At 72.4% G+C, this 20,701-nt stretch carries 16 protein-coding genes; 5 read left to right on the plus strand and 11 right to left on the minus strand.

The annotated features are described in order from the left end of the window. The first annotated feature begins 315 nt into the window (after window positions 1–315). From ACIQ5Y_RS02840 to ACIQ5Y_RS02855, 4 genes are all read left to right on the plus strand, one after another. Window positions 316–1,761 (plus strand): hypothetical protein, encoded by a 1,446-nt coding sequence (locus ACIQ5Y_RS02840; protein ID WP_403874282.1) that lies wholly within the window; start codon window positions 316–318, stop codon window positions 1,759–1,761. Between the two features lie 142 nt (window positions 1,762–1,903). Beyond that, window positions 1,904–2,680, plus strand: a complete 777-nt coding sequence (locus ACIQ5Y_RS02845; protein ID WP_403874284.1) for a class I SAM-dependent methyltransferase — start codon at window positions 1,904–1,906, stop codon at window positions 2,678–2,680. Window positions 2,681–2,804: 124 nt separating this feature from the next. Then, entirely contained in the window at window positions 2,805–4,319 is a 1,515-nt protein-coding gene (locus ACIQ5Y_RS02850) for a sensor histidine kinase (protein ID WP_403874286.1), read from the plus strand. An 8-nt stretch (window positions 4,320–4,327) separates the two neighbouring features. After that, window positions 4,328–4,984: a response regulator gene (locus tag ACIQ5Y_RS02855; RefSeq protein ID WP_403874288.1), complete on the plus strand. Its 657-nt coding sequence runs from the start codon at window positions 4,328–4,330 to the stop codon at window positions 4,982–4,984. Between the two features lie 4 nt (window positions 4,985–4,988). On the opposite strand, the gene ACIQ5Y_RS02860 is transcribed toward ACIQ5Y_RS02855, so the two are convergent. The 11 genes from ACIQ5Y_RS02860 to ACIQ5Y_RS02910 form a co-directional block, all read right to left on the minus strand. Further along, window positions 4,989–5,270, minus strand: coding sequence for a hypothetical protein (locus tag ACIQ5Y_RS02860; protein ID WP_403874290.1), 282 nt, complete (start codon window positions 5,268–5,270; stop codon window positions 4,989–4,991). Next, window positions 5,270–6,136, minus strand: coding sequence for a sugar-transfer associated ATP-grasp domain-containing protein (locus ACIQ5Y_RS02865; RefSeq protein WP_403874292.1), 867 nt, complete (start codon window positions 6,134–6,136; stop codon window positions 5,270–5,272). Before ACIQ5Y_RS02865 ends, ACIQ5Y_RS02860 begins: the two co-directional genes overlap by 1 nt. Beyond that, entirely contained in the window at window positions 6,133–7,326 is a 1,194-nt protein-coding gene (locus tag ACIQ5Y_RS02870; protein WP_403874294.1) for a 7TM domain-containing protein, read from the minus strand. Before ACIQ5Y_RS02870 ends, ACIQ5Y_RS02865 begins: the two co-directional genes overlap by 4 nt. A gap of 160 nt (window positions 7,327–7,486) precedes the next feature. Continuing rightward, the gene (locus tag ACIQ5Y_RS02875) at window positions 7,487–8,638 is read right to left on the minus strand and encodes an agmatine/peptidylarginine deiminase (protein WP_403874296.1); all 1,152 of its coding nucleotides are present in this window, start codon (window positions 8,636–8,638) and stop codon (window positions 7,487–7,489) included. Between the two features lie 108 nt (window positions 8,639–8,746). Continuing rightward, window positions 8,747–9,916 (minus strand): agmatine/peptidylarginine deiminase, encoded by a 1,170-nt coding sequence (locus ACIQ5Y_RS02880; protein ID WP_403874298.1) that lies wholly within the window; start codon window positions 9,914–9,916, stop codon window positions 8,747–8,749. Between the two features lie 234 nt (window positions 9,917–10,150). Continuing rightward, window positions 10,151–11,902 carry a beta-galactosidase family protein gene (locus tag ACIQ5Y_RS02885; RefSeq protein WP_403874299.1) on the minus strand — a complete coding sequence of 584 codons (1,752 nt, stop codon included), beginning with the start codon at window positions 11,900–11,902 and terminating at the stop codon, window positions 10,151–10,153. 43 nt (window positions 11,903–11,945) lie between these two features. Beyond that, a complete protein-coding gene (locus ACIQ5Y_RS02890; protein WP_403874301.1) occupies window positions 11,946–13,907 on the minus strand; it encodes a glycoside hydrolase family 5 protein in 1,962 nt (653 codons plus the stop codon). Between the two features lie 108 nt (window positions 13,908–14,015). Further along, window positions 14,016–14,861, minus strand: a complete 846-nt coding sequence (locus ACIQ5Y_RS02895; RefSeq protein ID WP_403874303.1) for a carbohydrate ABC transporter permease — start codon at window positions 14,859–14,861, stop codon at window positions 14,016–14,018. 7 nt (window positions 14,862–14,868) lie between these two features. Further along, entirely contained in the window at window positions 14,869–15,807 is a 939-nt protein-coding gene (locus tag ACIQ5Y_RS02900; RefSeq protein ID WP_403874305.1) for a carbohydrate ABC transporter permease, read from the minus strand. A 5-nt stretch (window positions 15,808–15,812) separates the two neighbouring features. Next, complete coding sequence (locus ACIQ5Y_RS02905) at window positions 15,813–17,096, minus strand: ABC transporter substrate-binding protein (RefSeq protein ID WP_403874307.1); 1,284 nt, start codon at window positions 17,094–17,096, stop codon at window positions 15,813–15,815. A 157-nt stretch (window positions 17,097–17,253) separates the two neighbouring features. Next, entirely contained in the window at window positions 17,254–18,444 is a 1,191-nt protein-coding gene (locus tag ACIQ5Y_RS02910) for an ROK family protein (RefSeq protein WP_403874309.1), read from the minus strand. A 128-nt stretch (window positions 18,445–18,572) separates the two neighbouring features. Here ACIQ5Y_RS02910 and ACIQ5Y_RS02915 point away from each other — a divergent pair, with 128 nt between their 5' ends. Then, on the plus strand, window positions 18,573–20,693 hold the full coding sequence (locus ACIQ5Y_RS02915) for an alpha-galactosidase (protein ID WP_403874311.1): 2,121 nt from the start codon (window positions 18,573–18,575) through the stop codon (window positions 20,691–20,693). Window positions 20,694–20,701: the final 8 nt, after the last annotated feature.

Below are 20,701 nucleotides of genomic sequence, written 5' to 3' on the forward strand. Positions count from 1 at the left end.
GCCGGCGGGAGGGTCAACCCCTCCTGTGTTGCCCGCGTGCTGCGGGCGTGTGAACGGCATGAACAGGCTGTGGCCGGTCGCCCGGGAAAGATCCAAACCCGGCGGACAGCGGATAGCGTCGCCGTCAGAGCCGATCCGGGGAGCAACCGCCACACGGAAGCAAGGGCCGGGCCGCACCATCGGCAGCGGTCCCGTCGGCTGTTCCACCTACGTCGGCCGACGCGGCGGTGCCGCAGCGCGCGGCGCTCCCGTGCCGCTCGTCGGCGCCCCCGCTCCGCGGCCGTTCACTCCCCCTCCAGTCACGAGGACCTCCTGATGCCGTTCTCCCTGCCCGCGGGCGGGCGTCTTGCCGCGCTCGCCCTCTCCCTCACCGTGGTCCTCGGTGGCGGCCCCGCCGCCGCCGACGCGGCTTCCCCGTACGGCCCGCAGCCGCCGCAGAACCCGGCCACCGCGGCCAACGGCGCCGCGACCATGCACGGAGACAGCGCCTCCAGTGGCACCACGCCCTACCCGGGCCCCGGAACGGCCGGTATCAACTACACCCGCACGGCGCTCGCTTCGGCCTGCCCGACCGTAGTCGTGGGCAGCGACGGCTACGTGATCGCCCTCTGCACGACCATCTTCGGCCAGACACCGACCGTCCACCTGCTCGACCCCGCCACCGGAGCCGACCTCGCCTCTCTGGCCCTGCCCAAGGGCAGCCTCTTCGGCGGCGTCTACGCCTACCTCGACAACGGCGACCGCCTGGTCGCCGTCGACGGGAACAACAACCTCGTCCGCATCGGCCACAGCCGCGCCGGGTCCGGATGGACGCTCCGGATCGAGCAGTCCACCCCCCTCGGGAACGCCGTCCCCGCCGGGGACAACATCGTCGGCCTGACTCCCGCCTGGGACGGCAAGGTCTGGTTCGCCACCAGCGGCGGCGTGATCGGGACCGTGGACACCGGCTCGGGCACGGTACGCAGCATCAGCACCGGCGAAGGCGTCCAGAACAGCATTTCCACCGTGCCCGGCCGGACCGCCGTCGCCACGGACCACGCGCTCTACCTCCTGTCGGCCGCCCCCGACGGCACCCCCGTCGTGGACTGGCGCGCCCCCTACGACCGGGGACCTGCCCGCAAGCCCGGCCAGCTCAGCTGGGGCACGGGCACCACCCCGAGCTTCTTCGGACCGGGCAACGGCACCGAGTACGTCACCATCGTCGACAACGCCGCCCCGCACGGGAACCTGCTCGTGTACCGGGCGGCCGGCGGACCGGACCCGATCTGCCGGGTTCCCGTACTCACCCAGTACGCGCGGAGCGGCACCGAGGACGCGGTCATCGCCTCGGGCCGCAGCGTCTTCGTCACCAACACCTACGGCTACCCGTACCCGGCCCTGCCCGAGGGTGCTCCGGCGAGCCAACCCTCTTCCGCGAACTTCGACGGCGGGCTGAGCCGGATCGACGTCAACGCCGAGGGAACGGGCTGCTCCGTGGTGTGGAACAGCCCGGTGAAGTCCGCCGCGCTGCCCCGCCTCTCCCTGGCCGACGGGAAGATCTACACCGTCTCGGTGACCGGGCCGACCGGCAGCGCCGGCCTGAACACCTTCGCCCAGTACCACCACTCCGTCATCGACCCGGCCACCGGCGCCCAGCTCACCAGTTCCTTCCTGGGCATCGGGCTGGTGTACAACCCGCTCCAGATGCGGGGAACGGCGGCCCCCGACGGCACCCTCTACCAGGGCACCGAAACCGGAGTGGTCCGCATCTCCAAGCGCTGACCAGGTCCCTCGCCCGTGGCGGTGCCCGACGGCACGGCCTCCCGCGCCCGGCCGACGGAGTGCCCGTCGGCCGGGCGCGGGCCCGCGGCGCCACCGGTCGCGACACGCTGTTCGCCGGCGGGCCTCTCGTACACGACTCTGCTTGACTGCCCTCGTGGACGCTCCGCGCCGACCCACCGTCTGGGACACCGCCGAGATCGCCGATGACTTCGTCATGTGGGACGACACGGTCGGCTGGCTGCTGGGTTACCCCTCCGTCTTCGAGCAACTGCGCCTGCCCGAGCCGGAGGTGCGGGTCCTGCTGGACCTGGGCTGCGGCCCCGGGAAGGTCGCCCGGCGTGCCGCGGAGGACCACGATCTCCGGGTCCACGCCGTGGACCTCTCCCCGGCGATGCTGGCCATCGCGGCCGCGCGCTACGGCCATCCCCGGGTGAGCCGCCACCAGGCCGGCGGCTCGGACCTGTCGTTCCTCGACGACGCCTCGGTGGACGCGGCGATGTGCAACTTCGTCTTCGTCTGCGTTCCCCACCGGGACCAGGCCCGCGCCATCGCGGCCGAGGTGCACCGGGTGCTGCGGCCCGGCGGCCGCTTCGCGATCCTCAACGCCCACCCCCTCCACACGGGCGTCACCTTCGACAGCTTCCGGATCGGCCGCCCCGGTGCCACCTACCGGGCGGGCGAGCCCATGCCCGTGCGCCTGCGCCAGACCGACGGCACGTGGGTGGACATCGTGGACACGTACTGGCCCGCCGAGAGCTACCACGCGATGCTCCGCGAATCGGGGTTCGCACGGACGTGGCAGACCGTCCCCCTGCCGGCCGACGCCCAGCGCTGGCACGCCTCCGATGTGACGGCCGAGCGCCGCTGGACGACGGAACGGACGACACCTCCGTTCCTCGTCGTCATCGGCGAGAAATGAATCCGGCGGGGCATGGCCCGGCCATGACCTCCTGCACGATGTTGACTGAATCTTCAGTCAAGGAGAGGATGCGGACAGACCACCGGTCGACCTCCCCCTCCCCCACCGCCGAAAGAGCAACCGCATGTCCGCCGAACGCCCCGGCGCACGGGCCGCCGACCCGCGTCGGCGGCTGCCGCCCGCGCTGCTCCACCTGCTCGGCGATCTACTGCTGATCGCCGCCGTGACCTTGACGGTGCCGGTCCTCTTCGAGTGGACCGACATCTGGGGTGCCGGCGGGCTGATCGGCCCCGCCGCCTACTACACCGCCACCGGCTGCGCCGGCCTGGCGGTGCTGGTCCGGAGGCGGTGGCCCTCGGTCGCGCTGGCGACCGCTGCGGCCATGATCGCGGTCCAGCCGCTGACCGGCGGGGCGCTGGTCGCGGTGGCCTACGCGGCGGGTTCCCGCTGGTCGGATCTGCGGGGGCGGTCCCTGCTGCTCGCCGTGAGCGTGACGGGGCCCCTGGTGATCACCTCGGCGGTCTCGGCCGGCGCGCCCGGGCCGGTCCGCGAGTACGAGGCCATGATCGTGCTCGTCACCGGGATCGTGTGCGGCGCGCTGCCGGGTCTCGTGGGTGCGCTCGCCGGGCAGCGCGAACGGCTGCTCAGCGCGCTGTGGGAGCGCAACGCCGTCCTGGAGCAGGCGCAGCGCTCGGCAGAGGAACAGGCCCGGGCGTGTGAGCGGACCCGGATCGCCGGCGAGATGCACGACCTCCTCGGCCATCGGCTCAGCCTGGCGGCGCTGCACTCCGGCGGGCTGGAGCTGGCGGGCCGGGCGGGTTCCCCGGAGATCCAGCGGGCCGCCGTACTGGTGCACAGCACGGTGCGGGAGGCGATGGACGAGCTGCGGGGTGTACTGGGCGTGCTCCGGGCCGGCGACACCGCGACGGGGGCTCCGGACCCGCTGACCCCCGCGACGGGCACCCACGCGGACGTCGCGGCCCTCGTCGGCGAGTCCGCCGCCGCCGGCATCCCGGTGGACCTGCGGTGGACCGGCCGGGACCTGGCCGACGCCGCCCCGACCGCCCGGCGGGCGGTCCACCGGGTGGTGCGCGAGGCCCTCACCAACGTCCACAAGCACGCTGCCGGGGCCCCGGTGGAGGTGACCGTCCACTGCGACACCGGCGAGGTACGGGTCGACGTCCACAACAGGCCCCGGCCCGCGGGCCCGCCCGGGCAGCCCCCGCGCGGCAGCGGGATCGGGCTGGCCGGTCTGCACGAGCGGGTGCGTCTTCTCGGCGGATCACTGCGGGCGGCCCGCACCGGCGAGGGCGGGTTCCGCGTCGACGCCCGCATCCCGCTGGACGGCGGCCCGGCCGCCCCTCGTACGGCGTCCGATCCGGCGGCGGGGCTCGGGGTGCTGGTCGGCGCTCGGACGTGGCCGAGCCGGACCGTGGCGGGCGCGGTCATGCTGCTGGGCGTGGTGGGAGCGGTCGCCCTGCAGTTCGTGACTCTCTCCTTCGTCCCCTTCCCGGCGGAAGACGGACCGGAGGTCTTCGAGCGGCCCGGGGTCTCCTCCCGGGACGACGCCCGGCACGACCCCCTCGACCCCCTCGCCCCCCTCGACTCCTTCGTCCCGATCTCCATCCACACACCGTGAGGCCTGCCGTGATCCGTGTTCTCCTTGCCGACGACCAGGACCTGGTGCGTGCCGGGATCAGGCTGGTGCTGGGGCACGCCGAGGACATCGAGGTCGTGGCGGAGGCCTCTTCCGGCCGCGAGGCGGCCGAACTCGCCGTCCGGCACCGGGTGGACGTAGCCATGCTCGACATCCAGATGCCGGGGTCCGACGGGCTCGACGCGGCCGAGATGATCGCCGCCCGGGCCCCGTCCGTCCGCGTGGTCATGCTGACCACCTTCGGCGAGGAGGAGTACGTGGCCCGGGCGCTGCGGGCGGGTGCGATGGGGTTCATGCTGAAGGACGGCACCCCGCAGGAGCTCATCCAGGCGGTCCGTACGGTCGCGGGCGGCACCCCCATGGTCTCCCCGCGGATCACCCGCCACCTCATCGACCGGTACCTCGAGTCGGACGAGGAGCAGGTGGATCCACGGCTCGACCGGATCGCGGCCCTCACCGGCCGCGAGCGGGAGGTGCTCGCCATGGTCGGCACGGGTGCCTCGAACGCGGAGATCGGAAGGCGGCTGCACCTCGGGGAGGGGACGATCAAGGCGTACGTGAGCCGGATGCTGACCAAGCTGAGCTGCGCCAACCGGGTTCAGGCCGCCCTCCTCGCCCGCGACGCCCGGCTCCGCCCCGACCGGTGACCCGTCAGGGCCGCTTGGAGGCGCCGGGAGAAGGTGACGGGGGCGGGGTCGGCGACGCGGACGGCCGCACCGAGGGCGACGCGGACGGCCGCGCGGACGCCGGCCCGGACGGCGAAGCGGACGCCGGCACCGGCGGCGGCTCGGACCGCACGCCGGCCGGCGCGTCCCGGTGGGCGTCGTGGTCGGACGCGGGCCGGGCCGGCTCCGCGCGTACGGCGCTCATCGTGAGGAACGCACCGGCGAGTCCGGCGACGACGATCTTGGAAGCCAGGGCGAGCCCTCGCATCAGTGCCTCCTGTGCTGGTGGCGGGAGACGGTCGCCAGACCGCGCCCGGTGACGTTCTGGATCTGGAGCCCCGGCCGGGCGTTGACCTCGAGGATCAAGGGGCCCCGGCCGGCGTCGACGACGATGTCGGCGCCCAGGTAGCGCAGGCCGGTCGCCCCCGCGCAGCGGCGGGCCGCGTCGAGTACCTCGGGCCAGTGCGGGACGCTCGCACCGATCAGGGGCTCCCCGGTGTCGGGGTGGCGATCGGTGGGTTCCCTGCCGACGAGGGCGTGGGTGATGCGGCCGGTGGCGAGGTCGACGGCGGCGCCGATCGCCTTCTGGTGGAGGTTGGCCCGGCCGCCGCTGAACCGCGTCGGCAGCCGCAGCATCGCCAGTTGCGGCCGGTCGCCGCGGCAGATCACCCTGATGTCCGGCAGGCCCTGGTGCGAGAGCCGCTCCAGTTCCGGGTGGGCTCGGATCAGCGGTTCGAACATCGCCCAGTCGTTGGGCCGCGGGGAGAACTCCCCGTCCAGGATGCGCCGCAGGTGGTCGGTGACGGTCTCCCGGGCGATCCGTTTGCCGGACGAGGAGTACCAGGTGCCCCGGCGTCTGCCGAAGGACAGCAGGATGCCGTTCCCGCCGAGGCTCTGGTTCGGTTTCAGCGCCCAGGAGTCGGGCAGGCCGGCCCAGTCGAGGGAGGCGATCTCCCTGCGGGAGCGCAGCAGGCCCACGGTCGGGGAGGTCGGCGCGCCGACGGCGGCCAGTGCCTGCTTGGTGGCGTACTTGTCGTTGACCAGGCGGATCGCGGCCGATGGGTTCTGTTCGGCGATCCGGGCGTTGCGCAGGTTCATGCCCAGGACCGGGTCCCAGCCGCGGAGCCGGATCACGCGGCACCGCCCTGCGCCCTGGCGGCGGGGGCGAACCTGAACAGCTCGCTCAGCCGCAGCCCGCGGTACGTCCCGACCAGCACCGCCCACACCGCGCAGACGGTCGCCAGTTGCAGCGGTACGACCTCGGCGAGGTGACGTACGTACGGGGTGAGGAGCAGCAGTGCCACCAGGACGGCCGTGCCCATGGTCACCGCGGCTCCGACGAGGGCCGATCGGGCGCCGTCGAGGTCCCACTGCTCCCACAGCCGTTCGGTGATGATCGAGGTGACGACGACGGGCAGGGCCATGCCCCAGGAATCGGACAGGCCGAGGCCGCCGAGGGAGAGCTGGGCCGCGATCAGGCCGCAGGTGACCACGCCGATCAGCACGCCGAGGCGGGCGACGCGTGGCAGGTGCAGGCGGCGCAGCAGCGGCTGGATGACGAATCCGAGCGCGAACAGCACGAGGGTCAGGGGTACTCCGAGGAGCAGCCCCGACTGCGCGTAGGCCAGCGCCAGCAGGACGGGGCTGAAGGTGCCGAGGGTGTTCAGGCCGACGACCACCCGCAGCAGGACGATGACCAGGGCGGCCAGGGGCAGCAGGGCCATCATGGACACCGGGTCGATCGCGGGGGCCTTGGCGAACAGGATGCGCAGGGCGGACGGGGCCTTGGCGGCTTCGGGCTGGGTCAGCAGCCGCTTCCCGACGACCACTTGGAGGCCCTGGACGTCCTGCCGGCCGAGCAGGACCGGAGTCTCCCGCTTCGCACGGTTGTTGACGGTGGTCTTGGCGACGAACGAGCGGCCGGTGAGGCGTACGGTGGAGTCGACGACGGGCCGCTGTTCGCGGCCGAGCGCGGAGGCGACGGTGATCTTGGGGGCCGTCCCGAGGTCGAAGCCGAGGTCCTTGGCCAGCTGCGTGTCCATCGAGGACGCGGACGCGCCGGTGTCGACCATGGCGAGCACTTCGAGCGTCTTGCCGTTCGGTCCGCTGACCCGCACCATCTCCCGTTCGCCGATCACTTCGGGCGAGTGGCCGAGGGAGCGGTCGGGCGAGCCGAGGACACCGAGCAGCAGTACGCCCAGCCCGGCCACAGCGGCGAGCACCTTGAGCAGTACCGGTGTCTTGGCCCGGTCGCCCCGGTGTTCGCCGCGCGGCGTGCGGTCCGCGGCGTACGGCCTTGATTCGTTCGTATGAAGGTCGTTCACAGGACCAGCTTTGGCGAGGGGTCGCTGCGCGCAGTAGTGGCGATCGGCCTGGGAGGGGCAACGAAAGTGCACAGTCGTCCGCGGCCCGGAACGGCGACGACCGCGGCCCGGCGCCACGTCGCGTGACGTGGGGCCGGGCCGCGGTCGGAGAGGGGTTCGGTCAGCCGCCGATCGCGGGCTGGTCGTGCGTGGCGCAGTGGATGCCGCCGCCGCCCGAGGCGATCGCGTCGATCTTCACCTGGACGATCTCGCGGTCGGGGAAGTGCTCCTTCATGATCTGCTTGGCGCGGTCGTCGGCCCGGGCGTCGCCGAACCGGGGCAGGTAGACGCCCTTGCCGCCGATGTAGAAGTTCATGTACGAGGAGACGAAGGCGTCGCCGCGGCCGGTGATCCGGTCGGGGTCGGGCTGGGAGAGTTCGATGACCTCGATCTTCTTGCCGCGCGCGTCCGTGGCGTCCTTGAGGACGGACTTCGCCTGGTCCGCCGAGCGCGACCACACGTCGGCCGGGGTGCCCGGGAAGGCCTTGTCCAGCAGTACGACGCCGGGTGCGACGAAGCGCATGAGGCAGTCGACGTGCGCGTCGGTGATGTCCTTGCCCTTCACTCCGGCCAGCCAGATCACCTTGGTCACGCCGAGGGCCTTCTTCAGCTCCGCCTCGACCTGGTCGCGGCTCATGCCGGGGTTGCGGTTGGAGTTGACCACGGAGCTCTCGGTGAGGACCAGGGTGCCCAGGCCGTCGGTTTCGAAGGAGCCGCCTTCGGCGACGATCGGCGTCTCGATCCGGTCGAGGCCGTACTTCGCCAGCAGCGCCCGGGAGACCTTGGCGTCGTTGCCGTGCTCCTGCTTGTTGCCCCAGCCGCTGAAGTTGAAGTCGACGCCCTTGACCTTGCCGCCCTCCTCGACGAAGACCGGTGCCGTGTCCCGGGCCCACAGGTCGTCGACCGCGAGCGGGATGACCTCCACGTCGTCGCCGCAGGCCTGCTGGGCCGCCTGCTCCTGGTCGGGCCGGGCCATGAGCACCACCGGTTCGCGCGCGCCGATGGCGGCGGCGAGTGCGGCGATGTCCCTCCGCACGTCGTCCAGCTGGTCGCCCCAGACGTCCTCCGAAGCGGGCCAGGACATGAACGTACGGGTGTGCTTCTCCCACTCGGCGCCGAAGCGGCGCCCGTTCGCTCCGCCGGGTCCGGGGGCCTGCGCGCCGTCCTGCTCGGTGTCGTCGAGCTCGGTACAGGCGGTCAGGCCGAGGGCGAGCACGCTCGCGCCCGCGAGGGTGCGCATCATGGCGCGGCGTGACAGGGCGGGGTTCGACAAGGGGTCCTCCGGAAGGTGAGGGGAGAGGGGAAGGGGGGGAGCGACCGGGCCGCACACCCGGGCGGGCCGGCGGGGCGGAACGCCGGCGGTGTCCGTGGGGACGGAGGGTCAGGGCATCGGCTCGTGCATGGTGGAGCAGTGGATGCCACCACCGCCGCCCATCAGGCGGTCCACGTCGAGCTGGACGACCTCGCGGCCGGGGAAGGCCGCCGCCAGGGTCCGCCGGGCGGCCTCGTCCTTGGCCCGGTCGCCGAACTGTGCTGTGATCACGCCCCCGTTGACGAGGACGAAGTTCAGGTAGGAGTCGACGAAGGTGTTGCTCTTCGAGCGCACGGTGTCGGGGCCGTCCACCCGGATCACCTGGAGCCGGCGGCCGCGCGCGTCGGTCGCCGAGGAGAGGATCGAGAACTGCTCGCGGGCGTCGCGCGCCCACACGTCGTTGCGGTCCGCGGGCGGCAGCTGGACCATCACCACGCCGGGTCGGACGAACCGCGAGGTGACGTCGACGTGGTCGTCGGTGATGTCCTTGCCCTTGATTCCGGGCAGCCAGATCATCTTGTCGGCACCGTACGCGTCGAGGACGGCGTCCTCGATCTCGTCGCGGCTCATGCCCCGGTTGCGGTTCTTGTTGACCAGGCTGCTCTCGGTCGCCATCACCGTGCCGTCGCCGTCCGTCTCCACGGCCCCGCCCTCACCGACCAGGTCGGCGTAGGTGAGCCGCAGGCTCCGGCGGCGGGCGACCCGCTCGGCGACGCGGGCGTCGTCGGTGTGGACCTGCTTGTTGCCCCAGCCGTTGAAGTTGAGGCAGACCGCGTCCAGGGCCCCGTGGCCGTCGCGGCGGAAGACCGGGGCGATGTCGCGCATCCACAGGTCGTCGGTGGGGATCGCGGTGGTCACCTCGACCTGCGGGCCGCACATGCCGCGCGCCTCGCGGGCGCTGTAGTCGTCGGGGACGCACATCACCACGGGCTCGAACTCGGCGATGGTGCGGGCGATCAGCGCGATGTCCTCCTGTACGCCGGCCAGCTGCCGCCCCCACACCGACTTCCGGGAGGGCCAGGACATCCAGGTCCTGGCGTGCGGGACGTCGTCGGCCGGCACCCAGGGGCGTGCTCCCCCGGGACGCGGCGCGGCCGAGGCGGAGGAGCCCGTCAGCGCCCCGGCGCCGAGGGCGAGGCCGGCCGCGCCGAGGCCGGCGGCTCCCAGCAGGCGTCGGCGGGACGGCAGGAGCCCGAGCAGGTGGTCGGCGAGCGAGCGCTCGTCGCGGTGTTCGGTCATGGCATCTCCAGATCAAGTCGACCATCGCCGGGTCGGCGCCGCCATCGCGGGCATGGGGGCGCCGGTGGGCCAGGGCTCCGGCCCTGGCCTCACCCTCGCACTGACTGAAAGTTCAGTCAAACTCGTCGACCCGAGTGGGCCCGGCGCGCCCGCGCACCAGGAGATCCCCGCACACCGCGCCACTGGGACGGCGTGCGGGGAGGCTCCAGGATGGCCGGGGAGGGGCGCCGGGGGTCAGTCCTGGGTGGGACCCGGGTCGGGCCGGTCCCGCAGCTCGACGGTGCGGACCGAGGAGGCGTGGAGTTCGAGGACGGTGATCTCGTTGCGGCCGGGACGGAGCACCGGCGCGGGTACGTACAGGGTCGCCTGCGGGCCCCGGGACCAGTAGCGGCCGAGCGGGAAGTCGTTGATCCAGACGTGGCCCTTGGTCCAGCCGTCCAGGGCGAGGTGGCCGTCGGCGGGCCGGTCGATCTCGAAGGAGCCCCGGTGGAAGGCCGGGCCGACCAGGGGCACTGCGGGGGCGAAGGCGATGCCGTCCAGGCAGTCCAGCGGCAGCGGGCGGCTGCCCCAGTCGGTGAGCCGCTCTCCGTTGGCGGTGACCCGGCCGAGCAGGCCCTTGCGGTCGTGGATGCCCGGTCCGTAGTTCACCCGGCCCTGGTTCTCCACCAGGACCGCCAGGCGCGCCCCGGGCCCGGGGCTGGTGAAGGCGAGGGCGTGCTCGTGGTGCTCCCGTTCCAGTACGCCGACGGGCTGCCCGTCGACGAAGACCTGGGCGCGGTCGCGGACCTCGTCGATCCGCAGCACGGTCGGCCCGGCGGCCGGCAGGGCCGCCTCGTACAGCACGAAGCCGAAGGACTGGCCGAGCCGTTCCATGGTCAGCGGACGGTCGGCGCGAACGGTTTCCCCGAAGAGGTGTTCCTGCGCGAACAGGGATGCGCAGTGGTCGAGTTCGACGGTGGCCGGGGCGAGTTTCGGAGCCCGGGCGACAGCGGGAGCGGTCCCGTCGGGAACCGGGGCGTGGCGGGCGATGACCGCGCGGAAGGCCTCGTACTTGGGGGTGGGGTCGCCGGCCTCGTCGAGCAGTGCGTCGTAGTCGTACGAGGTGACGGTGGGGCGGTAGGTGCCCTTGTCGTTGGCGCCGTTGGTGAAGCCGAAGTTGGTGCCGCCGTGCAGCATGTAGATGTTGACGCAGGCCCCGGCGGTCAGCAGCCGGTCCAGGTCGGCGGCCGCGTCGGCGGCGTCGCGGGTGGTGTGGGCGGCGCCCCAGCGGTCGAACCAGCCGATCCAGAACTCCGAGCACATCAGCGGCCCGGTCGGCTGGTGCCTCCGCAGCGCGTCGAGGCCGGCCTCGACGCGGCTGCCGAGGTTCACGGTGCGCAGTACCCCGTCCAGCCCGCCGCGGGCGAGGTCGCCGGGTTGGTCGCAGGTGAACAGCGGGACGTCCACTCCGTGGGTGCGCAGCAGGCCGGCGAGGTCGGCCAGGTAGCCGGTGTCCTCGCCGAAGGCGCCGTACTCGTTCTCCAGTTGCACCGCGATGACCGGCCCGCCGGCCGTGGACAGGTACGGCTTCAGCGGCGGAAGGAGGGCGGCGAGATAGGCGTCGACGGCGGCGAGGAAGCGCGGGTCGCGGCTCCGCAGCTCGATGTCCTCCTCGGTCAGCAGCCAGGAGGGCAGGCCGCCGCCCTCCCATTCGGCGCAGATGTACGGGCCCGGCCGCAGCAGGACGTGCAGGCCCTCGGCGGCGGCGAGGTCGAGGAAGCGGGGCAGGTCGAGACCCGCGTCCATCCGGAACTCACCGGGCCGGGGGGCGTGGAGGTTCCAGGGGACGTAGGTCTCGACCGTGTTGAGTCCCAGCAGGCGTGCCTTGCGGAGCCGATCGGCCCACTGCTGCGGGTGGACGCGGAAGTAGTGCAGTCCGCCCGAAAGGATGCGGAACGGTCGGTCGTCGAGGCGGAATCCGTCCTCGGCGATCTCCAGTCGGGGCATGCCGGGTGCTCCTAGCCGTGTGTACGGGTGCGGGGTGAGGGGGTCAGGCGAGCGGGCGGCAGAGCAGGGCGTCCGGGACGCCGTAGTGCAGCCACTTCCAGGTGAAGGCGACGCCGGCGAGGTACTCGTTGTCGGCGCACTGGCCCTTGTAGTGGCCGGGTGCCCAGTCGCTGGCGGTCGAACCTCCGGTGGCGGGCCGGTTGTCGCCGTGGTCGAACCAGAGCACGCGCCCGGAGGTGGGCAGGGCGCTCGCCGCGGGCGCGCAGAGCAGCGCGGACATGGCGTTGCCGTTCACGCTGTAGCCGACGGCGAAGGTCCGGTCCGGGCACTGGAGCTTGTTGTAGCCGCCCGCCCAGTCGCCCCCGGTGACGTACCGCTCGTCGGTGACGACGGTCCAGGCGCCGCTGCCCTTCGCGGGCTGGCCCATGTCGGTGCACAGGCCGCGGCTGTCGCTGCGGCCCAGGCCGACGAGGCGCTGGGTGTCGGGGCAGTTGCCCTTGCGGTTGCCGGGCGACCAGTCCGGCTTCGCCAGCATGGTGGCGGAGACGTCGTAATCGCCGTAGTCGAGGTTGAGCATGTTCCAGCGCGGGGCCGGGGCGACCTGTCCGGTCTTGCCCGGGGCGCCCACGAGCTTGTTCCAGTCGGTGGCGCGCCAGTCACCGGCGTCCATGACGCCGAGCCGTGTGCCGTCCGCGCGGTAGTTGACCATGGCCCAGTTGTCGTTCGGCGTGCCGTTCGCGTCGCTCCAGCCGACCAGCGGCCAGATGGCGAAGTCGGTGTCGTTCCTGACCAGGATGTCGGTGAAGTTGGTGAACCAGGCGCGTTCCCTGGCGTCGGCGTCCCCGCGGCCGGCGGCGCCGAATTCGCTGATCCACACGGGCGCCGTGAAGTGCTGCCCGGACCGGGTGACGAACAGCGCCTGGTCGTCGACGACCTGCGCGAGCTGCTCGGGGGTGAACTCCTCGTAGCGCGGGTCGTGGGTCTCGCCCGTGCCGGTGGCGCCGGTGTGGTTCGGGCCGGTGTAGCCGTAGAAGTGGGCCGAGTAGACGAGCTTGTCCGAGCGGACGAGGGTGTTGGAGAGGGTGGCGACCGGGGTGAGGGTCGGGCGGCCGTGGCTGGTCACGTCGGTGGGGATGCCCTGCCAGTTGATGCCCTCCATGACGACCAGCATGTCGGGGTCGGCCTGGAGGATCCTGTTTCCGGCCTCTTCCAGGGCCTTGTTGAGGTCGTGGTCGTTGCCCCAGCCCCAGTTGGGGTCGTTCCAGGTGTCGCGGCGGACCTCGTTGCGCAGGTCGGCACCGACGACCCGCTTGTCGGCCTGGTAGCGCTTGACCAGGAACACCCAGTCGTCGATCCACGCCTGGGTGGACTGGCCGCTGTTCCAGCGCTCGTTGCCGTCCAGGCCGCAGCAGAAGCGGTAGCTGGTGGTGTGGTTGTTGAGGATGACGGCGAAGCCGTCGGCGGTGAGCGCGGCGACGACGGCGTCGAACACCTGGAGCGGGGTCTTGCCCCTCAGCTGCGGGTTGGCGGCGACGGCCGAGTCGGGGACCACGCTCGTGTCGTGGACCAGCGCGTTGGCGAACGGCAGCCGGATGCTGTTGAGGCCCATGGCGTGGAAGTCGGCCAGGATCTGCGCCATCGGCTTGCGGTCCAGGCCGAGCGGGAGGTTGTGCGAGTTCTGGCGCGCCTGGTGGTTGGCGACGTCGCCGATGTCGCCGCTGCCCTGCCAGGTGCCCTGGGCGCCGGCCCAGTTGCCGGACTTCAGCTTGAAGCGGTTTCCGCCCGCGTCGACGACGTACCGGCCCCGGGTGGAGAGCGGGCCGGTCCACGAGGCTGCGAGCTGTTCGCCCGTCAGGGCGACGGGAGCGGACGCGGCGGCCGACGCCGGGGCCGCGGCGACGGCGTTCGCCCCGGGAACCGCGACGGCGGCGGCGAGCAGCGCCGCGGTCGCGAGCAGCGTGCGCAGGCCTCGTGTCGCGGACCTCGGTGATCTTGCGGATCTCATGGGGGTTTCCCTCCGGATGGAGTGGGGTGAGGGAGCGGGATGGTGCCGGGTCGTGCGGGCCCCGGACGGGAGGTCCGGGGAGATCTGGGAGGCCGGGCCCGGTCCGGGTCAGCCCTTGAGACCGCTCGTGGCGATGCCCTCGACGATGTGGCGCTGGGCGAAGAGGAACATGACGACCAGGGGCGTGATGGTGACGACGGCGCCGGCGAAGAGGCCGGGCAGGTTGACGGTCTGCGAGGTGAGGAAGGTGGACAGCGCGATCTGCGCGGTCCAGGCGGTCGGATCCTGGCCGATGACCAGCGGCCACAGGAAGGAGTTCCAGCTGTCGATGAAGGACAGCGCGCCGAGCGACGCCAGCATCGCGCCGGAGCTGGGCAGGGCGATCCGGCCGTACAGGCCGAGCCAGCCGAGGCCGTCGAGTCGTCCCGCCTCCTCGATCTCGCTCGGGAACTGGAGGTAGAAGTTGCGGAACAGCAGGACCGCGAACGGATTGAAGAGACCGGGCGCGATGATGCCCCACAGCGTGTTGACGCCGCCCATCGAACCGACGACGACGAAGGTCGGTACGAAGGTGACCGAGCCGGGGATCATCAGTGTGGCCACCACCAGGGCGAGCAGTACGCCGCGCCCCCGGACCGGGATCCGGGCGAGGGCGTAGCCGGCGGCGGAGGCGAGGAGCGTGGAGACGGGCGCGGTCACGGCGGCGATCAGTGCCGAGTTGCCGAGGGCGCGGCCCATGGAGACGGTGGGGTCCGCGAACAGGGCGGTGAAGTTCTCGAAGTGCGTCGTCGAGGGCCACCACGTCCACTCCGGCGCCGCCAGGCTCCGGGAGTCCATCAGGGCGTTGCGGAGCATCAGGTAGAAGGGCGCCAGGAAGGTAGTGGTGAGCAGGCCGACGAGCAGGCCGCGGGCCAGCAGGCGCGCGGTGCGGGTGAGTCCGGGGAAGGTAATCACGCGCTTCTCATTCTCCGCTCCTGCCGAAACCGGTGAACCGGCCCTGGATCAGGGTCACTCCGACGATGAGGGCGGTCAGCACGAAGGCCCCCGCCGAGCCGAGACCGTAGTTCTGGCTGCCCATGGCGGTGTTGTAGAGGTGGACCAGCGGCGTCTGCACCGGGGCGGTTCCGGTTCCCGAGAGCCCGCTGTTGAACAGGTTGTAGAACTCGTCGAAGGCCTGGAAGGCCGCGATGAACAGCAGCATGAGCACGGCGACGGAGGTGTTGCGCAGCATCGGCAGGGTGATCCGGGTCAGGAGCCGCCGGCCGGTGGCCCCGTCGAGCGCGGCGGCCTCGTGGACCTCCCTGGGGATGGTCTGGAGCCCGGCGAGGAAGAGCACCATGTAGAAGCCGACCTGGAGCCAGAGGCGCAGGGTCACGAGGACGATCCAGTACAGCGGTGGCGAGCCGGTCTGCAGCCAGGCGACGGGCTCCGCTCCGAACCATCCGCCGATGGTGTTGGCGACGCCCGCCGGAAGGCCGTTGAACAGGCACATCTTCCACAGCAGTGACGCGGCGACGTAACTGACGGCCGCCGGTATGAGGAAGGTGGTGCGCAGCAGGGCCCGGCCGCGTCGGATCCGGTGCACCAGCAGGGCCAGGCCGAGGGAGGCGGCGAAGGTGACCGGCACGATGAAGGCGGTGAACAGCAGGATCTGGACCAGCGAGCCGCGGAACGCCGGATCGGCGAGAAGGGTGCGGTAGTTGTCGAGTCCGACCCAGTGGCCGAGTGCGATGGTGCCCCGCGCGTCGCTGAGGCTGAGCAGGAAACTCCAGCCGATCGCGACGTACTTGAAGATGCCGAGCCCGATCAGCATGGGCGCGGTCAGCAGTACGAAGGCGAGCCTGCCGGACCGCCCGGCGCGGGCCCCGTTCGCCGCCGCGGAAGGGTTCACCGCGTTCATCGGTCTCACCGGCCGAGCTGCTTGTCTATCTCGCTCTGCGCCTTCTTCACGGCGTCGGCCAGGAGCGCCGACGGGTCTCCCTGCCCAGCGGTGATCTTCGCCGCGGCGGCGTTGAAGGTGCTGCTCACGGCGGTGTCCCAGGTTCCCGGGTAGTGCCTTCCGTACTTCGCCGCCAGCTCCACGGTCTCCTTGGCGGCGCCCGCGGAGAGCTTCCGCGCGGAGGCCGCCACGGACGTGCGCGGCGGGACGTGGAACCCGTAGCTCTCGGCGAAGTCCTTCTGCAGGTCCGACTGGCCGACCCAGAGCCACTGGACGAACTTCTTGGCGGCGTCCACGTTCCGGCCCTTGGCGTTGACGCAGCCGGTCCAGCCGCCGACGCGTACGACGGGAGCGCCGCCGGCCTTGAAGGCGGGCCACGGCAGCACGCCGAAGTCGTCGCCGAGCGCGGAGGAGACGGCGGGCATCGACCACAGGCCGCCCCACTGCATCGGTACGACGCCCTGGGTGAAGGCGGCGGGGTCCCACCAGTCCGTGGTGAACCCGAGGAGCAGGGACTTGTCGTCGTGCAGGCGCTTCAGCCCGGTCAGCGCTTCGAGTGCCCGGGCGGATCCGAAGGCCACCGTGCCGTCGGGGGTCACGAGGTCGCTGCCGTTGGCGAACGCGGCGATGCTCGGGGAGTCGCCGAGGCCGTCGTTGCCGACGAACAGGCCCTTGTTCTTGTCGGTGGTCAGGGCCTTCGCGGCGGCGACGAGGTCGTCGAAGGTGGCGGGCGGGGTGATACCGGCCTTCGACAGGGCGCTCTTGCGGTAGTAGAGCATCATGACGTCGTCGATCATCTTGACGCCGTAGAGCTTGCCGTCGACGGTGACCGACTCCACCGCGTTGGTGTTGAAGTCGCTCTTGGCGCTGCCGTACACGTCGTCGAGCGCGGCGATCTGGCCCCGGCGGGCGAGGGCCTCGCTGAAGTCGCCGATCTCGAAGACGTCGGGCGCCGAGTCGGTGAGCAGGGTCGCGTTGAGCTTGGCCGTGTAGTCGCCGGGCACCCAGGTGACCTTGACGGCCGTGTCCGGGTTGGCCTTGGTGAAGGCGGTGGCGTAGCGGAGCACCGCCTGCTGGGTGCCGGCCTCGCCGTAGGCGTGGTACCAGACGTTGAGGGTGGTCTTGGCTCCGGAGGCGGAGGCGCCGGTGGGGTCGGTGCTGCAGGCGGTGGTCAGGACCGTTCCGGCGGCGACGAGCAGCGATCCGGTGAGGAATCCGCGTCGGCTGAGCTCTGGTCTGCGTGCGCTCATGTCGCATTTCCTTCTGTGAGGGGTACTGAGGGATGCGGGGCGGACGTGCTGTGCTCCCCGGCCGCCGCGCCCGCCTCCGTCGGTGCGTGCCGGCGGAGGCGGGCGGCGGCCGGGTGTCGTACGCGGCGGCTGTGGGGACGGCGGCGTGCCGCGCCGGTCAGCCCGCGCCGAGCGTGGAGGGGGTCGCCGGCTGCGGGAAGAGGGCCTGGATGGCGACGGCGGCGCCACCGCGGGCCCACTCCTCCCAGGGCAGCGGGCGCAGCGACAGGGGGCAGCGGGACGCGGCGCCGAAGGCGTGTGCGGCGTAGGCGTCCTGGATGTGGCTGCCCAACAGGTCGTAGGTGTCGAGTCCTTCTCCGCTGACGACGACCCGCTCCGGGCCGACGAGATTGACCAGCGCCGCGATCCCGACCCCGATGGCCTCTCCGGCTCGGGCGAAGGCCTCGCGTGCCGCGGGGAGGCCCTCGCGGGCCATGGTTACCGCCTCGTCGAAGGTGAGGCGGGGGTTCCCGGTGGCCCCTCGGACCGCTTCGACGATGGCGCCGGTCGAGGCGATCGCCTCGACGCAGCCGCGCGCACCGCAGCGGCAGCGCGGGCCGGTCGGGTCGACGCAGATGTGTCCGACCTCGCCCGCGACTCCGTGGGCGCCTCTGAGCAGGTGCCCGCCCACGACGAGCGCGGAGCCGATGCCCGCGCCGATGGTGACCAGCGCGAAGTAGCCGGTGCCGATGCCTTCGCCGAACCAGTGCTCGGCGACGGTCAGGGCCCTCACGTCGTTCTCGACGGTCACGGCGAGACCGGTGGAGGCGGCGAGCAGTTCGGCGAGCGGGACGTCTCGCCAACCGAGCAGGCCGGAGTGGCGCAGCCGGCCGCCGTCGCGGTCCACGTCCCCGTTCACGGCGACGCCGAGGTGGCGGGTGCGATCGCGGAACGCCGGTTCGGTGTCCAGGAGTTCGTCGACGAGTTCGGCGACGAGGGCGGCGACGACCTCGGGGGCGCACACGTCGAGGTGCCTGACGGCGGTGGTCCTGATGCCGGCCCGCAGATCGCATACGGCGCCGAAGACCTGGTCGGAGCTGATCTTCAGGCCGACGAAGTACTCCCGGTCGGGAGCGACCGCGAGCGGGTTCACGGGCCGGCCGGCGCCGGGCGCCGTGCGCTCGGGGGGGAGTTCGTACAGGTAACCGTCGTCGATGAGCGGTCTGGCCGCTTTGGTGACGGCCGTCGAGGAGAGCCCGGTGCGCCGGGCCAGTTCCACTCTGCTGAGCGGTCCCTCCGCGAGGAGCAGGGCGAGGACCGCGGTCTCGGCGGGTGCACTGACCAGGGGCTGGGCTTGTTGTCGGAACACGGGTGAAACCTAGAGCAAATAAATAACTTCTTCCAGTATTGATTTGGGAGTTGGGGCCGCCCTACGCTCTGGGCCCAACTCCGCCTGGATTTCACCCTGTTCCTCTCCGCACGTCAGGGGCCCCATCCGTGCTCGCCACGCTTCCGCTCGTCACCTTCGACCCCGACCCGGGCCTCGCGGTCCTGCGCACGCCGAACAGCGTGTACGCCCTGCGCGTCGCCGCCGACGGCAGTCCCCGGCACGTGTACTGGGGTGCACCGCTCGACACCGGACCGCTGTCCGAGCTGCCGGAGGCGGTCTCCCCCGCCGCGAGCAGCTTCGAGGCCGATGCCGCCGCCGACGAACTGGCGCCGCAGACCGGGGCGCGCTTCGGACCGGCCGGGCTCCAGGTCCGCTTCTCCGACGGCACCCGGGGCGCCCAGTGGCGCTTTTCCGGCCACCGCGTCGAGGGCGGCGAGCTGCGGCTGCGCCTCGACGACCGGCGCCGCCCCCTGCGCGCCGAGCTGTGCTACCGCGTCCGGCCCGACACCGACGTCATCGAGCGGTGGACGGAACTGACCCACACCGGCACCTCGGACGAACCCGTCTCCGTCGACCGACTCGACTCGGCCGCCTGGACCGCTCCCCCGCTGGCCGACTACCGGCTCAGCCATCTGGTGGGCGGCTGGAACAGCGAGTTCCAGCTCCAGCGCGACCGACTGCCCGTCGCCGAGACCGTGCTGACGAGCCGTCGTGGGCTCACCGGCCACCACGCCGCCCCCTGGCTGGCCGTCGACGACGGCACGGCGACGGAGGATTCGGGCGAGGTGTGGACCACCGCCCTGGCCTGGAGCGGGAGTTGGCGCGTCACCGTCCACCGCGATCCGGTCGGGCGCACCACCTGGACCGGCGGCTTCGGGCACGAGGGGATCGGCTGGACCCTGCGGCCGGGCCAGAGCCTGCGCACTCCGGTGTACGCGGGCCTCTACACCCCGCACGGCTTCGGCGCCGCCAGCCGTGCCTGGCACCACTACGTACGCGGGCACGTGCTGCCGGAGCCCGACCGGGACCGGCCGGTCCTCTACAACTCCTGGGAGGCCACCGGGTTCGACGTCGACGAGGCCGGTCAGATGCGGCTGGCCCGGCTGGCCGCCGGCGTCGGCGCGGAGCTCTTCGTCCTGGACGACGGCTGGTTCGGGACCCGCCGCGACGACCGGTCCGGGCTCGGCGACTGGACTCCGCGGCCCGAGGCCTTCCCCCGCGGACTGCGGCCCCTCGCCGACGAGGTGCACCGGCTCGGCATGGCCTTCGGGCTGTGGGTGGAACCCGAAATGGTCAACCGCGACAGCGAGTTGTACCGCGCCCACCCCGAGTGGGTCGTCCACTCGCCCCGGCTCGACGCGACCGAACTGCGCAACCAGCTGGTGCTGAACTTCGGACGCCCCGAGGTCGAGGCGTGGGCCTGGGAGACGCTCGACCGGCTCGTGCGCGAGTACGAGGTCGACTGGCTGAAGTGGGACGCCAACCGGGCCTTCACCGAGGCAGGCTGGGACGGCCATCCCGACCCGGACCGGCTGTGGATCGACCACACCCGGACCGTCCACCGGATCATGGACCGGCTCCGTGCCGCCCACCCCGGTCTGCGCATCGAGGCGTGCGCGGGCGGCGGAGGGCGCGTCGACCTCGGCATGCTCGCCCGCACCGACCAGGCCTGGACCTCGGACAACACCGACCCGGTGGACCGGATCGGGATCCAGCACGGGTTCGGTCAGCTCTTCCCCGCCCAGGCCATGGCCGCGTGGGTCACCGACAGCCCGTGCGGCGCCACCGGCAGGCGGACCCCGCTGCGCTTCCGCTTCCACGTCGCGATGGCCGGAGCGCTGGGGCTCGGCGGGGACCTGGCCTCCTGGAGCGAGGAGGAACTCGCCGAAGCCGCCGGGCTCGTGGCCCGGTACAAACGGATCCGCCCCCTCGTCCAGCGGGGACACCAGTACCGCCTCACCCCGGAGGCGGGGCCCGTGACCGCCGTGCACTACGCGGCGCCCGACGACTCCGGGCACGTGGTCCTCGTATGGCGTCCCTCGGCCCGCTTCGGTCATCCGCCCGCTCCGGTGCGGCTGCCGGCCCTCGATCCGGGAGCGCGGTACGTGGACGAGGACCTGGGCCGGGTCCACAGCGGGGCCGTACTGATCCGCCACGGCATCGATCCGCGGCTGCCCGCCGGCGACCACGCCAGCAGCCTCATCCGGCTCCGCCGGGTCGCCCCCTGAGCCCCACG

Origin of the sequence: Streptomyces sp. NPDC096339, from assembly GCF_044762985.1 — a bacterium.
Lineage (GTDB): Bacteria > Actinomycetota > Actinomycetes > Streptomycetales > Streptomycetaceae > Streptomyces.

Excerpts from the sequence above, each read along its gene's own strand:
- ACIQ5Y_RS02840 (WP_403874282.1), top strand. The coding sequence starts at position 316 with ATGCCGTTCTCCCTGCCCGCGGGCGGGCGTCTTGCCGCGCTCGCCCTC.
- ACIQ5Y_RS02850 (WP_403874286.1), top strand. The coding sequence starts at position 2,805 with ATGTCCGCCGAACGCCCCGGCGCACGGGCCGCCGACCCGCGTCGGCGG.
- ACIQ5Y_RS02860 (WP_403874290.1), bottom strand. The coding sequence starts at position 5,270 with ATGCGAGGGCTCGCCCTGGCTTCCAAGATCGTCGTCGCCGGACTCGCC.
- ACIQ5Y_RS02880 (WP_403874298.1), bottom strand. The coding sequence starts at position 9,916 with ATGACCGAACACCGCGACGAGCGCTCGCTCGCCGACCACCTGCTCGGG.
- ACIQ5Y_RS02885 (WP_403874299.1), bottom strand. The coding sequence starts at position 11,902 with ATGCCCCGACTGGAGATCGCCGAGGACGGATTCCGCCTCGACGACCGA.
- ACIQ5Y_RS02890 (WP_403874301.1), bottom strand. The coding sequence starts at position 13,907 with ATGAGATCCGCAAGATCACCGAGGTCCGCGACACGAGGCCTGCGCACG.
- ACIQ5Y_RS02900 (WP_403874305.1), bottom strand. The coding sequence starts at position 15,807 with ATGAACGCGGTGAACCCTTCCGCGGCGGCGAACGGGGCCCGCGCCGGG.
- ACIQ5Y_RS02905 (WP_403874307.1), bottom strand. The coding sequence starts at position 17,096 with ATGAGCGCACGCAGACCAGAGCTCAGCCGACGCGGATTCCTCACCGGA.